The 14,086-nt window shown below is 77.1% G+C and carries 13 protein-coding genes; 4 read left to right on the forward strand and 9 right to left on the reverse strand.

Annotated features, from left to right (window positions below; genetic code table 11):
* Window positions 1–196 precede the first annotated feature (196 nt).
* From WDV85_RS11615 to WDV85_RS11630, 4 genes are all read right to left on the reverse strand, one after another.
* Window positions 197–1,519, reverse strand: a complete 1,323-nt coding sequence (locus WDV85_RS11615; RefSeq protein WP_339570758.1) for an ABC transporter substrate-binding protein — start codon at window positions 1,517–1,519, stop codon at window positions 197–199.
* A 285-nt stretch (window positions 1,520–1,804) separates the two neighbouring features.
* Entirely contained in the window at window positions 1,805–3,694 is a 1,890-nt protein-coding gene (locus tag WDV85_RS11620) for a putative bifunctional diguanylate cyclase/phosphodiesterase (protein WP_339570759.1), read from the reverse strand.
* 203 nt (window positions 3,695–3,897) lie between these two features.
* Complete coding sequence (locus WDV85_RS11625; RefSeq protein WP_339570760.1) at window positions 3,898–4,707, reverse strand: carbonic anhydrase; 810 nt, start codon at window positions 4,705–4,707, stop codon at window positions 3,898–3,900.
* The gene (locus WDV85_RS11630; protein ID WP_339570761.1) at window positions 4,704–6,254 is read right to left on the reverse strand and encodes a GAF domain-containing protein; all 1,551 of its coding nucleotides are present in this window, start codon (window positions 6,252–6,254) and stop codon (window positions 4,704–4,706) included. The genes WDV85_RS11625 and WDV85_RS11630 overlap by 4 nt, the downstream gene beginning before the upstream one ends.
* Before the next feature lie 211 nt (window positions 6,255–6,465).
* Here WDV85_RS11630 and WDV85_RS11635 point away from each other — a divergent pair, with 211 nt between their 5' ends.
* Window positions 6,466–7,743, forward strand: coding sequence for a GNAT family N-acetyltransferase (locus WDV85_RS11635; RefSeq protein WP_339570762.1), 1,278 nt, complete (start codon window positions 6,466–6,468; stop codon window positions 7,741–7,743).
* 34 nt (window positions 7,744–7,777) lie between these two features.
* On the opposite strand, the gene WDV85_RS11640 is transcribed toward WDV85_RS11635, so the two are convergent.
* Both WDV85_RS11640 and WDV85_RS11645 read right to left on the reverse strand, forming a co-directional pair.
* Entirely contained in the window at window positions 7,778–9,103 is a 1,326-nt protein-coding gene (locus tag WDV85_RS11640) for an EAL domain-containing protein (protein WP_339570763.1), read from the reverse strand.
* A gap of 283 nt (window positions 9,104–9,386) precedes the next feature.
* Window positions 9,387–9,623, reverse strand: a complete 237-nt coding sequence (locus tag WDV85_RS11645) for a hypothetical protein (RefSeq protein WP_339570764.1) — start codon at window positions 9,621–9,623, stop codon at window positions 9,387–9,389.
* 128 nt (window positions 9,624–9,751) lie between these two features.
* Here WDV85_RS11645 and trxA point away from each other — a divergent pair, with 128 nt between their 5' ends.
* Window positions 9,752–10,150: a thioredoxin gene (gene trxA / locus WDV85_RS11650; protein ID WP_339570765.1), complete on the forward strand. Its 399-nt coding sequence runs from the start codon at window positions 9,752–9,754 to the stop codon at window positions 10,148–10,150.
* Window positions 10,151–10,260: 110 nt separating this feature from the next.
* On the opposite strand, the gene WDV85_RS11655 is transcribed toward trxA, so the two are convergent.
* From WDV85_RS11655 to WDV85_RS17160, 3 genes are all read right to left on the reverse strand, one after another.
* A complete protein-coding gene (locus WDV85_RS11655; protein ID WP_339570766.1) occupies window positions 10,261–10,641 on the reverse strand; it encodes a hypothetical protein in 381 nt (126 codons plus the stop codon).
* Window positions 10,638–11,696: a CDP-glycerol glycerophosphotransferase family protein gene (locus tag WDV85_RS11660; protein ID WP_339570767.1), complete on the reverse strand. Its 1,059-nt coding sequence runs from the start codon at window positions 11,694–11,696 to the stop codon at window positions 10,638–10,640. Before WDV85_RS11660 ends, WDV85_RS11655 begins: the two co-directional genes overlap by 4 nt.
* A 230-nt stretch (window positions 11,697–11,926) precedes the next feature.
* A complete protein-coding gene (locus WDV85_RS17160) occupies window positions 11,927–12,106 on the reverse strand; it encodes a CDGSH iron-sulfur domain-containing protein (RefSeq protein WP_363326093.1) in 180 nt (59 codons plus the stop codon).
* A 200-nt stretch (window positions 12,107–12,306) separates the two neighbouring features.
* On the opposite strand from WDV85_RS17160, the gene WDV85_RS11670 reads away from it, so the two are divergent.
* Together WDV85_RS11670 and WDV85_RS11675 are read left to right on the forward strand one after the other, a co-directional pair.
* Window positions 12,307–13,425 carry an iron-containing redox enzyme family protein gene (locus WDV85_RS11670; RefSeq protein ID WP_339570769.1) on the forward strand — a complete coding sequence of 373 codons (1,119 nt, stop codon included), beginning with the start codon at window positions 12,307–12,309 and terminating at the stop codon, window positions 13,423–13,425.
* 50 nt (window positions 13,426–13,475) lie between these two features.
* Window positions 13,476–14,036 (forward strand): hypothetical protein, encoded by a 561-nt coding sequence (locus WDV85_RS11675; RefSeq protein WP_339570770.1) that lies wholly within the window; start codon window positions 13,476–13,478, stop codon window positions 14,034–14,036.
* The last annotated feature ends 50 nt before the right edge of the window (window positions 14,037–14,086 follow it).

The following is a 14,086-nucleotide window of genomic DNA, read 5'->3' on the forward strand; positions in this document are numbered from 1 at the left end:
GGCGACGGAAGGGGCTCGGGGCCGTGACGCCGGCCCGGGAGGGGAGCCCGGGAGGAGAGCCCGGAGGTGCGGCTCGGGAGGGAGGGCGCGGCGCCGGCGGGTGGTGCCGCGACGCGGAGGAGGCGGTGCGGGCACCGCCTCCGGGCTCACCGCGGGGGCCGGACCGGCCGCTGCCGGCCCGGCCCCCGCGGAGGGCTCAGGAGTACTGCGCCAGGACGTCCGTGGCGATCTGCTGCATGCGCGCCGTCGCGTCCTCGACGGAGGTCTGCCCGAGGACGACCTCGGCGATGACGGGCCGCGTCTCGTTGGAGATGGGCGCGGTCCACGGGAAGGGCTCGGCCGGCGGGGCGTTGTCGATGGCCTCGCTGGCCGCCGCGATGATCGGCGAGTCCGAGCTGTCGGCGACGCCGTCGCGGGCCGGGTAGGCCGCCGGCAGCGAGGCCTCGGAGGCGTCCTCGGACACCGACGTGGCGATGACCTGGAAGAGGACGTCGTCGTCGACCGCGGAGTTGGCCGGGATCGACCAGCCGTCGACCGACAGCGCGCTGAACTGCGGGCCGTCCGCCTCCACCGAGGGCGGCGGGGCGAAGCCGAAGTCGGCCGCGTACTGCGTGTTGTCCTCGTCGGCCAGGTCGCTCATGCGGCCCGAGAACATGATGGCGATGGCGGCGTCGCCGTTGTACATCTGCTGCTGCACGGCGGGCTGGTCGAACGTCGTCACCTGCGGGTCCATGAACGGCACCAGCGACTGCATCTCCTCGAGGGCCTGGGCGGCCTCGGGGGTGTCGAAGTTCGGCGTCATGGTCTCGGGGTCGACGTAGTCGACGCCGAGGGAGCCCAGGGCCGCGTCGTAGGCGGTGGTGATGTCGCCGCTGGCCAGCCACGGCAGGGCGAGCGGGTACTCGAAGTCGCCCGCGTCCTGGATGGCCTGCGAGACCTGGCGGAGCTCCTCGAAGGTCGTCGGCGGCTCGAGGCCGAGGTCGTCGAAGACGTCCTGCCGGTAGGCCATGAGGAACATCTGCGCCTGCATGGGGATGGCGTACAGCGAGCCGTCGTAGCTCATCGCCTCGCGCATGCCCTCGTTGAGGGCACCGAGGTCGTACTGCTCGCCGTAGGTGTCGACGAGGTCGTCGAGGGGGACGAGCGACTCGTCCGCGGCGAGCTGCGGGATGATGTAGCCGTAGGTCTCGAGGACGTCGTACGTGCCCTCCTCGCCCGCCAGGGTCGCCGTCGTGCGCTGCGTCTGGCCGGCGAAGTCGATGGGCTCGTGCGCCACGGTGAGGTCGCCCTCGGTGCAGCTGCGGACCATCGCGTTCGTGTACGGGTCGATGGCCGAGGAGTTGTAGGCCAGGACGTTCACGGTGGTCGGCGAGTCGACCTCGACCGGGCAGTCCACCTGGGCGGCGGTCTCGGCCCCGGTGCGCGAGCCGGCGCCGCAGGCGGTGAGGCCGGCGGCGACCACGAGGGCCGAGGCGGCGGCGAGGCCGACGCGGGCGCGTGGGCGGAGGGGGATGCGCATGGCAGCTCCTGTCGAAGGGGGGTGCGAACCCGGTCTTCCGCGGTGAGCGGTGCGGGACATCGGCAGGCGCAGCGGGGTCTTGGGAGCGCCGGATCGCGGCTCACGTTAGTGAGCGCGACCGACGCCGACAACACGGTCGGTGAGGGCTCGGGCGCACCGTGACGGGAGCCGCTGCGGCGCAGCGGCTCCCGTCACGGCGGGCCGGGTTCGGGGTGGCCGGCCGGGAGGTCACCCGCGGACCGCGGGTGACGGCGGGCTGTCCGGCCAGGACGGCGCTCGGGGCTCTCAGCGCCCGGGCGGGGCTGGCGCGGGGGTGGCGAGGGGCTCGGGTCGTGCCCGGCCGGGCGTGCGCGGCCGGGGGGCCGGGGCCGGTGGTGGTCCCAGGAGCGGCAGGGGCGTGTGCAGGGGGTGGGTGGCTTCGGCGTCGATGCGCCGGGCGAGGGACTCGAGCGGTCCCGGGCGGCCGAGGTGGTAGCCCTGCAGGAGGGGGCACCCCAGGGCGGCCAGGACGTGGGCCTGCTCGATGGTCTCGACGCCCTCGGCGACCAGCGTCATGTCCAGGGAGCGGGCCATCGCCGCGGCGGCGCGCACCAGCCGGGCCCTGCGGGGCGACGTGTGCACGGTGGCGGTGAGGCTGGCGTCGAGCTTGAGGTACTGGGCGCCGATGTCGTCCAGGCGGCCGAGCGCGGAGAACCCCGTCCCGAAGTCGTCGACGGCCAGCTCCACCCCCAGGCGGGTGAGCTCGTGCAGCGTGGTCAGGGCTGCCGCGGAGTCGGCCTCCACGGCCGACTCGGTGACCTCGAGGATCAGCAGCTCGGCGGGCCAGCCCGAGTCCTGCAGCACCTGGTGGACCAGGCCCGGGTAGGTGGGGTCCGCCAGCTCGAGCCCGGAGACGTTGACGCCGACGCGCAACCGGCGCGCGGCCGCGTCGGGGAGGGCGGCGAAGTCCTGGCACGCGCGGCGCAGGACGTGCTGGCCGAGCTGGCCGATGAGGCCTGCGCGCTCGGCCAGGGGGACGAAGACGTCCGGGCCGATCGTGCCGTGGACGGGGTGGGTCCAGCGGACGAGGGCCTCGGCGCCCACGAGCGGGACCTGCGCGGCGGTGAAGCCGGTCGTCGCCGGGGTGGCGCGGATGGGTTGGTAGACGACGTCCAGCCCGTCGCTGCGCAGCGCGGACGCCAGGTCCGCGACCAGAGCGGTGCTCCCGCGCGGGTCGGGCAGGTCGCGCCCGACGACCGCGCACCGGCCCCGGCCGGTGGCCTTGACGTGGTACATCGCGGTGTCGGCGCGGCGCAGCGCGTCGGTCCTGGACTCCTCGGGCGTCGTGTCGGCCACACCGGCGGAGGCGGGGCGCCGCGCGTCGGCGCACAGGTCACCGAGCAGGGCGGCGGCGTCGGCGGCGCTGCGGCCGGGCAGCAGGACCGCGAACTCGTCACCGCCCAGGCGGGCCAGAGTGACGTCGGCCGGCAGGGCGGCGCGCCACGCTCGAGCGGTCTCCCGCAGCAGCCGGTCCCCGGCCTCGTGGCCCAGCTCGTCGTTGACCGACCCGAAACCGTCGAGGTCCAGGAGCCCGACCGCCAGCGGGAGCCCGGCGCGCGCAGCAGCGGCCTCGGCGACCTCGAACGCCTCGTCGAGACCGCGTCGGTTGGGCAGCCCGGTCAGGTCGTCCACCCGCGCGTCGGAGGCCTCGCGGGCCAGGACGCCCACCACGGCGGCGGTGGCGAGCAGCGCGACCACCACCACGAGCACCTCACCGAGCGCGACGCCCTGCCGGCTGGACAGGCCGGCGGCGGCGGCCAGCACGCTGCCCAGCACCTGGGGCGTGGAGTAGCGGAGGGAGAAGACCGCGACGCTCTCGATCACGACGAACCCGTAGAGCGCGGCGAGCACCAGCGCTGACCCGGGGCTCGGGGCCGCGAGCACCGCGGTGGTGATGAGGCCTGTCCCGCCGGTGGCCAGCACGTGCGCCCACCGGTGGGTGAGCCGGTCACGCCACGCGGTGACGGCGCCACCCACGCAGACCGCGACGAGCGCCACCGCCAGCAGGAGCCAGCGGCCTGACCCGCTGTCCGCCGACCCCTCGCTCGTCGGCCCACCACCGAGGACGCCCCACGGGGCGCCCAGCAGTGCGACGGCCGCCACCGCCAGACCACCGGCCGAGTAGAAGATGCCCATCGACGCAGCGATCGCCCTGGGGATCGCGACCTCGTGCGTCCGAGCCCACGCCTGCGACCAGCTCCACCTCCGGGCGGCACCGGCGCCGCTCGACCGACCGGTGGCGGTCCGTCGTGCGGCTCGCTCACCCACGGCGGCCGACCCGCCCGCGACGACTCCCCGGTCGGGCCGTGCGACCGGCCCCCCAGGTGCCTGCGCCCGCGTCAGGACCGGTGAGCGCCTCCACCCCACACCTCACCCGGGCGCCATCGGCGTCCCTCGCCGCGTCCTTGAGCTCTGCTCCGTGCTGGGAGGACGGGCGCGCCGAGGTCCCCGCCGGGCGCGCACGCCCTCGCCGGCGTGGTCCGCCCGTCGGCGAGGGCGTAGGTGATCGCGACGACGTCGGTGGTCCCGCTGTCGTGGGCGGCGTGGATGACGGGCGACCTGCGCAGCAGGAGGTCCGCCGTGCTCGCCGCGTGGTGGGCGCTGACCTGGTGGGGGTGGCTCATGCCGTCGAGCCGGGCGCGGTCGACGGCCGGGACGAGCGCGGCGACGAGGTCGCCGAGGTGGCCGCCGGGGGCCGGTGCGCCCTCCAGGACGGCGGTGGCGGCGGCGAGGGCGCCGCAGCCGTGGTGGCCCATGACGACGAGCAGGGGCACGTGGAGCTGGCTGACGGCGTAGTCCAGGGACGCCAGGACGGTCGTGTCGAGCGCGTGCCCGGCGGTGCGGACGACGAAGAGGTCCCCGGGGCCCTGGTCGAGGACGAGCTCGACGGGCACCCGGGAGTCGGAGCAGGCGAGGACGGCGGCCACGGGGGACTGGGCGTGGACCAGCCGCGTCCAGCTGTGCGGCGACCGGGCGGGGCCGGCGTCGCTGCCACCTGCGGCCCAGCGGGCGTTCCCGGCGGCCAGGCGCGCCCAGGTCGCCGTTGCTGCGGCTGCCCGGTCGGAGGGGCCGCGGGGCGCGGGGACCGGTCGGGTCGGACGACCGGGCGTCGGGCCGGCGCCGCCGGCGCCGTCGTCCGAGCCGCTCACCCGAGGATCGCGCGGGTCACGGCGAGCTGCTCGGTCAGGACGCCGCCGATCATGGTCTGGACGTCGTTGATCTCGGCGACCGCGGCGCTGATCTGCGACAGCGAGATCGTGACGTCGTCGACGCGGGCCTGGATGGACTGGACGCGGGCGTCGACCTCGCGCGTGGCCTGCTCGGTCTCCCCGGACAGGCCCTTGACCTCGCCGGCGACGACGGCGAAGCCCCGGCCGGCCTGCCCGGCGCGGGCGGCCTCGATCGTGGCGTTGAGGGCCAGCAGCTTGGTCTGGGCGGCGATCGCGGCGATGGTCGCGACGACGTCGTGGATCTCGGCGCTGGCCCGGCCGAGGGCCTCGACCTGCTCGTTGGCGCTGTCGGTCAGCGCCCCGGAGCGGGAGGCGACGTCGGTCGCCGACAGGACGCCTCGCTCGACCTCGCTGATGGAGGTGAGCAGCTCCTCGCCCGCGGTCTGGAGGCGGTCCTCGGCGGCGAAGCGCTCGAGGGCCTGGCCGACGAGGAAGGCGGTGTTGCGCAGGGCGCTCATGCGGCTGTCGGCCATCAGCAGGGTGCGGGTGGCGAAGAAGTCCATCGTGCCGATGAGGCGCCCGCCGACGGTGATGGGCAGGCAGACCCCGGACTTCACGCCGGCGCGCTGGGCGGCGGGGGCGCGGACGCAGTCGGTGAGGTCGCCGAGGTCCTCGACGAAGACGAGGTCGCCGCGCTCCCAGGCGCGCCCGGACAGGCCGACGCCGCGGGCGAAGGAGGCCTCGAGGGTGACGCGGCGGAACTCGGCGCCGGCGTCGCCGGACTCGGTGGCGAAGCGCAGGACCTGCGCGCTCTCGTCGAGGCGCCAGAAGGAGCCGTACTGCCAGTCGAAGTCGCGGCGGATGGTGTCGAGCGCCACCCGCAGGGCCTGGTCCTCGCTGGTCGCCGTGGTGAGCTCGCGCAGGACGGTGGAGACGGCGTCGACGTCCTGGGCGGCCTTCTCCTGCCGGACGGCCTCGTGCAGGCGGGCCAGGGCTCCGGAGACCAGCAGGGCGACCGAGCGCAGGACGGCGAGGCGGCCCTCGCACGGGGTGAGGACGTGGGTGCTGAAGAAGTCCATCGTGCCGACCACCTCGCCGCCCTCGACGACGGGGAAGCAGATGCCGCTGCGGACCCCGGCCCGTCCGGCCGCGCCGGCGCGCACGCAGTCGCTGAGCTCGGCGAGGTCGGCGACGAACACGAGCTCGCGGCGGCGCCACGCCCTCCCGGACAGGCCCACGCCCTCGGCGAAGGTGGCGTCACGGGTGACCTGGCGGAACTCCGCGCCGGCGTCACCGGACTCCTGGGCGAAGCGCAGGACGCCGCCGGCCCGGTCGAGCGCCCAGTAGGAGGCGTAGGCCCAGCCGAAGCGCTCCCGCACCGCGTCCAGGGCGGCCTGCACGGCCTCGTGCGGGCTCCGGGCCTCGGTGACGGCGCGCACGACGTCGATCAGCGCGGCGACGTCGGCCTGGTAGGCCTCCACCTCCTCGCGGAGGCGGGGGGCGGGGGTGGCGGGCCTGCCGAACACGGGTGCTCCTGTCGTCGAGGATGTCTCGTGCTCCGTCGGCCGTCGGGACGCACCGCCTGACCACCCGCGGCACGCTCCACCCCGCCGGCGCGCCGGCGCCCCCCGAACGGCCTAGTTGAGCGTCGAAACATATCCCCGGGTGGGGACGAGCGCCGCGGCCCCCGTGACGGGACGGGGCCCGCCCGGCGCCCGGGTCGCTAGCGTCGCCGCCGTGAGCGGCGACCAGGTCGGGCGGCGCGCGGACGGGCTCGAGCTCCGCGACATGCACGAGGACGAGCACGAGCAGTGGGTGGCCCTGGGGCGCCGCGGCTTCCTCGAGGCGCGGCGGGCCACGCCCGCGGCGGTCGAGTCGCGACGGCGCGCCATGGCCGGCCACCGGCGCCGTGTGGCGGTGGACGCGGGCCGCGTCGTCGCCACCTTCCGCTCCTACGGCGTCGACCTGCCCGTCCCGGGAGGGGTCGCGCGGGCCGAGGCCGTCAGCTCCGTCGTCGTGGCGGCCACCCACCGGCGCCGGGGGCTCCTGAGCAGCCTCATGGCCACCGACCTGCGCGAGGCGCGCGAGCGGGGCGACGCGCTCGCCGTCCTCATCGCCGCCGAGGCGCCGATCTACGGCCGTTTCGGCTTCGGCGCGGCCACCGAGGCCTGCCGCTGGACCCTCGACGGGCGGGCGGCGCGCTTCCGCGACGACCCGGTGCGCGCGGGGCGGGTCTCGCTCGAGCTGGCGGAGGACGCCGACCTCGTCGACCTCGTCGTCCCGCTGCACGACCGGCTGGCCGCCCGCTCGCCGGGCGCCACGCCGCGCGACCCCCGCTGGTGGCGCCTGGCCCTCGGGCTGGAGGACGACGGCAGCGGCACGGAACCGCACCTGCAGCGCCCGGCCGTCGTCGCCCGCGACGACGCGGGACGCGTCGTGGGGGTGCTGCGCTACCGCGCCGTCGAGCGGGAGGAGGCGCGGCGCCCGGCCACGACCGCCGAGGTGCTGGACCTCCTCGCCGACTCGCCCGACGCGACGACGGCGCTGTGGCGCCACCTCGCGGACCTCGACCTCGTCGTGGGCGCGAGCGCGGCCTTCCGCTCGCCCCACGAGCCGCTGCCGCACCTGCTCGTCGACGAGCGGGTCGCCCGGCAGCACGAGCGCAGCGACTTCCACTGGGTCCGGGTCCTCGACGTCCCGGCGGCGCTCACCGCCCGCCGGTACGCCACCGCCGGCGCCTGCGTGCTCGAGGTCCACGACGACGCGGGCCTCGCCGGCGGCCGCTGGCGCCTCGAGGTGGGCGACGACGGCTCGGCCGCCGTCGAGGCGACGGCGGCCGAGCCCGACGTCGTCCTGCCCGTCGCGGTCTTGGGCTCGGTCGTCCTCGGGCAGGTGCCGCTCGCCGGCCACGTCGCGGCCGGGGACGTCGACGAGCGCACTCCAGGAGCGGCCCGGCGGCTCGGCGCGCTCCTGCACGACCCGTCCGCCGCCGTGCTCGGGCGCACCTGGTTCTGACGCCACCGCGCCGCCGGAGCGGCCCCGCGCCCGCTCAGCCCGCGGGTCGGGGCGGGGGGACGGCGCAGCCCTCGTCGTCCCCGGGCAGCCGCCCCGGGCGCCCGTAGAGGTACCCCTGGGCGTGGCCGACGCCGAGGGCGGCCAGCGCCGCGTGCTCGGACTCCGTCTCGACGCCCTCGGCGACGAGCGCGGCGCCCGCCTCGGCGGCGAAGCCGACCATCGAGCGGGTCATGGCCCGGTGGACGGGGTCGACATCGACGCCGCGCACGACCTCGAGGTCGAGCTTGATGACGTCGGGCCGCAGGCGCAGGACGTGGCGGAGGCTGGCGTACCCGGCTCCCGCGTCGTCGACGACGAGCAGCAGGCGGGCGGCGCGGAGCCGGTCGGTGACCGCGGTGAGCCGGTCGTAGTCCGGGACCTGCGTGTGCTCGGTCAGCTCGACGGCGACCCGCCGGTGCCCCAGGGGCAGCAGCAGCTCCAGCGCCCGCGGGTCGAGGAGCGCCTCGGCCGACAGGTTGACGCCGGTCCAGGCCCCGGGCGGCACCCGGTCGAGGTGGTCGAGCGCCCGGCGCGCCGCGAGCAGCTCCAGCTCGACCCCGACGCCGGCGGCGGTGGCCGCGGCGAAGGCGTGCGCCGGGCCGGGGAAGGCCGGGTCCTCGACCCGCGTGAGGGCCTCGTAGCCGACGGCGCTGCGGTCGGCGACCCGCACGACGGGGTGGAAGACGGTGCGCAGGGCGCCGCGCTCGAGCACGCCGGTGATGCGCGCGTCGCGCCGGGCGCGCTCGCGCCTCGCGACGGCCTCCGGCGAGGCGAGGACGTCGGCGACGAGGTCGGCCGCGAGCGCGGCGACCCGGGCGGCCGCGGCGTCGAGCGAGGGGTCGGGGTGCCGGCTGAGGCAGCACAGCATCCCGACGGGCGTGCCGTCGGCGCCGCGGACGGGCGCCCCGACGTAGGAGCCGATGCCGAGCTCCTCGGTGACGGCGAGGTCGCGCGCCACGGGGTGGCGCCGGGCGTCGGGCACCACGGGCGGCAGGGCGCCCGAGAGCACGCGCACGCAGAAGGAGCCCTCCAGGCTCGTGCCGCCGCCGACCGCGACCCGCATCGACGGCAGGTCGCCGCTGCCGGCGCGCAGCAGCTGGCGGGCGCCCCCCGCCGCGCCCCCGGGACCGCCCCGCGCCCCGTCGCCCTGGCCGCCCGTCGACCCGTCCGCCGAGGCCCCCGTGAACTCGGAGACCCACGCGATCTCGGTGCCGAGGTGGGCGCGCACGCGGTCGAGGACCCGCTGGACGCCCGCGCGCTCGGCAGCGGACCAGCCGTCGGCGTCGTCGTCGTCGCCGAGACCGGTCAGGGGGGCGGTCACAGGGCGGGCCCACGGGGGCGTGGTGGGCGGTCGGGAGGTGCGCTCGGTGGTCATGGCGTCCCCGGATGGTGGAACGGACCCGTCCGCGCGCAGGCGCGGGACGCCCGGGGCCGCTGCTGCTCAACGGGCCGGGACCGGTGCGGGGTGGTCGAGGACCGGGCACCGGCTGGCGGGTCCAGCATCGACCACGGGGGCCCGGGACTGGAGCCCTTCGCGGAGACCGGGCTCGCGCCGACGTCGCCCCGGACCGGCACCCGGAGCCCGCCGAGGGCGCAGCGTGCCGTCAGCGCGGCGGCGCGGTCGCGGCCGCGCAGCCCAGGCACAGGCCGTGCCCGTCGCGCAGCACGGCCGCGCGGCTCACCGACCAGACGCCGGGGCGCACCTCGGCGACGTCGCCCGGCCCGGTGGCCTCGAAGTGCACCTGGTCGGGCCGGTCGCCGTCGCGCTCCGGCGCGGAGGCGTCGCGGACGGCGACGTCGGCGCACCGCACGCAGTAGAGGGTCTGCGGGGGGAGGGTCATGCGCCCCACCGTGCCCGTCCTGTCCATCGATGTCGTGAACGAGCGACTGGTCGTGACCGGATCGTGCTGTCGGTCCCCCGCCCGACCGCGCGGGGAACACGCGCGCCGGGGAGCTGGTTGACCGCACCATGACGACGCGCGAGCTGACGCTGGACCAGCACGACGAGACCGTCAAGGACGGCATCGTCCTCATCGACTTCTGGGCGGAGTGGTGCGGCCCGTGCCGCAGCTTCGCGCCGGTGTACGAGAAGGCCTCCGAGGCCAACGAGGACATCACCTTCGCGAAGGTGGACACCGAGGCCGAGCAGGAGCTGGCGGCGCGGTACGGCATCACGTCGATCCCGACGCTGGTGGCCTACCGCGACGGCATCCCCGTGTTCAGCCAGCCCGGCGCCCTGCCGCAGCCGGCGCTGGAGGACCTCATCGGCCAGCTGCGCGGCCTCGACATGGACGAGGTCAAGCAGCGCTACGCCGAGGCCCTGGCGCAGCACGAGGCCGAGCAGGCCGCGGCGGCCCAGGCCCGCTGACGCGGAGCAGCGCGGCCTGACGGTCGCAGGCACGCACGACCGACGGCGTCGTCCCCCGAGGGGGGCGGGCGCCGTCGTGCATCTCGGTCGAGGACCCCCGGCGGCCGTCGTCAGTGGACGACGGCGACCTCCTCGACGTCGCCGAGCACGACGAGCACCTCGAGGTGCCCCGCCGGCGGCGCCCCCTCGGGGAGCGCGACGACGTGGGTGGTCGGCACGAGGTCGCGGGTGCACGGCTGCCCGGGGTGGGCGTCGTCGAGGACGACGCGCACCCGGTCGCGCCCCCGCACGCCCGCCCCCCTCTGCAGCTCGACGCCGACGGGGTAGGCCGGGCAGGTGCCGCTGCCGAGGGCGGTGACGGCGAGGCCGTCGGCGGTGCGCCGGGCGCCGAGCCCCGACGGCGGCAGGGGCCGGTCCGGCAGGCCGACGCCCCGCGGCAGGCGGGCGGCCAGCCCCACCGACCGCTCCGGTCCGGGCGGACGGCCGCTCACAGCCGCGCCGCCTCGAGGAGCCGGGCCGTCGCGCCGCCGTCGTCGGAGGGGCACCAGCGCTCCACGAAGGCGGCGCGGCGCTGCGCCCAGGCGTCGGTGACGGCCGGCAGCGCGGACAGCGCCTCCTCCAGCGCGTCCTGCGTGCGCAGGACGGGCCCCGGCGACTCCTCGTCCAGGTCGAGGTAGAAGCCGCGCAGCCGGTCGCGGTAGTGCTCGAGGTCGTAGGCGTAGAGGAGCACCGGCAGGCTCGTCGGGGCGACGTCGAAGAGCGACGACGAGTAGTCGGTGACGAAGGCGTCGGCCGCCAGGTAGAGGTCCGCGATGTCGGGGTGGGCGCCCACGTCGAGGACCCGCTCGTGCTCGACGCCCGGGACGCGCTGCACGAAGTAGTGCAGCCGCATGAGGACCCGCCAGCCCTCGCCGAGGTGGTCGGCGAGGCGGGCCGCGTCGAGGCCGAGGGGGACGCCCGGCTCGAGGAGGTCCTCGTCGTCGCGCCACGTGGGGGCGTAGAGCACGGCCTTCTCGCCGTCCGCGAGCCCCAGGCGGGCCCGGACGGCGGCGCGGCGCTCGCCGGCGTCGGGCGCGTGGAGGACGTCGTTGCGCGGGTACCCCGTGCTCAGCACGGGCCCGGAGTAGCGGAAGGCGCTGCGCAGCAGCTCGCTGCCGGCGGCGCCCGGGCCGACGAGGCAGCTCCACCGGTCCACCTCGGCCTGCAGGCGGGCCATGAGGTCGTCGTCGTACTGGGTGTGCGCGTCGCCGTGGATCCGCTTGAGCGGGGTGCCGTGCCAGGTCTGGACGTACGTGCAGCCCGGGGTGGGCTCCCACTCCAGCGGCATGTGCGTGTTGGCGACGACGACGTCGGCCCGCCTCAGCGCCTCCTCCGCCTCCGGCGTGCCGACGCCGACGGTCGTGACGCCCGCGGGGAAGCCGGCTCGGTGCCGCTCGTCGAGGAGCCAGACGTGCTCGGCGTCGTCCCCGCGCGCCACCAGCGCCTCGTGGACGGCCCGGGGGTTGTCGGCGTAGCGCCCGTTGAAGCTGTTGTAGACGACGCGCACGCGCTCGCTCTCCCGTCCTCCGCGGCGGCCCAGCCCGGCGCCGGCCGCCCGCCCGCGAGGCTACCGACCGGCGGCGCGGCCCCCGGACGCCCGCGGGACCGGCCCTCGCGAGCCTCGGGGTGCGGCGCGCACCCTTCCGGAGCAGGGTGGCCCCCAGGTCCAGACCAGGGCCGACGACGTCCACGCCGCGACGTCGCCCGGCACCCGGCCCTGCTCCCCGCCGACGCGCCTCAGCCTCGTCGCGGCCCCTTGCGCACCTTGTGGCTCCCGTCGCAGTACGGGGCGAGCGAGGAGCGCCCGCACCGGCACAGGGCCACCGTGCTCCGCCGGCGCTCCACGGGCTCGCCGTCCGTGCCGACGATGTCGACGTCGCCGCGCACGAGCAGGGGCCCGTCGGGGCAGACCGTGATCGTGGCGCCGCCGTCCCTCCCGGGGCCCTCGGCGTCGCGGGCGGGCGGGGGGAGGGCGTCGTCGTCCTGCGAGGTCGGCGCCCCTGGCCCCGCCCCGGGCTCCCGCGCAGCGGGGACGGGGGCGAGCGGGGGGCGCGAGGAGGAGACCACCGCCCGAGCGTGAGCGACGGCGGCACGCACCGCGAGCCGGGGAGCCGGAGATGACCAGCACGACCAGCACGACCGACCAGAGGGCCGCCGCAGGCCCCTCCGTCGCCTCCACCGGCGTCCCCGTCGGGCTGCCCGCCGGCCGGGGGCCGGTCTCGGACGCCGTCGTCGACGTCCTCGCGGGCGGGCCGACGACGCCCGCCGACCTGCGCCGCACGACCGCCGCCGAGCTGGACCGCCGCGCGCTCGCGGCGGACGAGGTGCTCCGCGACGAGGACCTGCAGCTCGCCCTCTGGACGCTGCAGGAGCTGTCCTTCCGCGGCTTCGGCGGCGCCGGTGACCGCTTCGAGTGGGAGCTCGACGTCGTCGCCGCGCGGCAGCTGCTGGAGGGCGCGCTGGAGGCCGCCCTGCGGGAGGTCGTCCCGGTGCCGACGGGCGTGGCGCCCGCGGAGGTGCCCGAGGCCCTCTTCGCGCTCACGGCCGAGGAGGGGCCCGGCGCGCTGTCGACGCACCTGGCCCGGCGCGCGACGCTCGACCACTTCCGCGAGCTCATGGTCCACCGGTCCGTCTACCACCTCAAGGAGGCGGACCCTCACACCTGGGCCATCCCGCGCCTCGAGGGCTCGGTGAAGGCGGCCATGGTGGAGATCCAGGCCGACGAGTACGGGGGCGGGCGCCCCGAGCGCATGCACGCGGCGCTCTTCGCCCGCACGATGCGCGCCCTCGGGCTGGACGACACCTACGGCGGCTACGTCGACGAGGTGCCGGCGACCACGCTCGTCAGCTCCACGGCCATGGCGCTGTTCGGCCTCAACCGTCGGCTCGTCGGCGCCGTCGTCGGCCACCTCGCGGCCTTCGAGATGACGTCGTCGCTGCCCAACCGCCGCTACGGCGCGGGCATGCGGCGCCTCGGGTTCGACCGCGACGCGACGTGGTTCTTCGACGAGCACGTCGAGGCCGACGCCGTCCACGAGCAGATCGCGGCGCACGACCTGGCCGGCGGCTTCGCCCGCCAGCACCCCGACCGCACCGACGACGTCCTGCTCGGGGCGTCCGTCGTCATGGCGCTCGACGACGTGGCGGGCGACCACCTCCTCGCGTCGTGGGAGGCCGGGCGCTCGTCGCTGCGCGGCGCCCACGCCGTCGAGGACCTGCTGGCCCCGGCCGCCTGACCGGAGCACGACGAGGGCGCCGACCGGTGCCCAGGACGCGAGGAGGACCCGTGAGCGGACCGAGGGACACCATCACGAGCGCCGTGCGCGGCGCCGTCCAGGGCGTGGCGGGGAAGGTGGGGGAGGTCGTCGGACGGCGCTCGTCCGGCGCCCAGCAGACCCTGACCGTCGGGCGGCCCGTCGACGACGTCGCGGCAATGTGGCGCGACCCGGCCGCCGTCCGCCAGGCGCTCGGCGACGCCGGGACGGTCGAGGCCGACGGCGACCGCTGGACGTGGCGCCTGGCGCGCCCGGGCTCGGACGAGCCGGTCGCGTGGCGCACGACGCTCGAGGAGGGCGGCCCGTCGACGGCGTTCCCCGGCTCGTCCGTCGTGCTGCGCTGGAGCGACCCCGACGACGGCTCGGAGGCGGCGAGCGAGCTCGTCGTCGTCCTGCGCGAGGCGCCGCAGGACCTCGGCACCGAGCAGGTCGTGCGCCTCGACCTGCCCGTGCCGGACCTCGCGGCCGGGGCGATGGCCCTGGCCCTCGGCTACCGCGCCCGGGCCCTGGTCATGACGGGCGAGGTTCCGACGATCACGCCCCAGCCCGCCGGCCGGAGCGCCGACCGGTGAGGCGCTCCAGCCCGGCCCGGCCCGCCGCCGCCCCCACCTCGACCTGCAGG

Source organism: Pseudokineococcus sp. 5B2Z-1, assembly GCF_037482305.1.
Lineage (GTDB): Bacteria > Actinomycetota > Actinomycetes > Actinomycetales > Quadrisphaeraceae > Pseudokineococcus.

What these genes read in the sequence shown, in the direction of transcription:
- WDV85_RS11615 (WP_339570758.1), bottom strand. Translation starts at nt 1,519, where the DNA reads ATGCGCATCCCCCTCCGCCCACGCGCCCGCGTCGGCCTCGCCGCCGCC.
- WDV85_RS11620 (WP_339570759.1), bottom strand. Translation starts at nt 3,694, where the DNA reads ATGGGCATCTTCTACTCGGCCGGTGGTCTGGCGGTGGCGGCCGTCGCA.
- WDV85_RS11645 (WP_339570764.1), bottom strand. Translation starts at nt 9,623, where the DNA reads ATGACCCTCCCCCCGCAGACCCTCTACTGCGTGCGGTGCGCCGACGTC.
- trxA (WP_339570765.1), top strand. Translation starts at nt 9,752, where the DNA reads ATGACGACGCGCGAGCTGACGCTGGACCAGCACGACGAGACCGTCAAG.
- WDV85_RS11670 (WP_339570769.1), top strand. Translation starts at nt 12,307, where the DNA reads ATGACCAGCACGACCAGCACGACCGACCAGAGGGCCGCCGCAGGCCCC.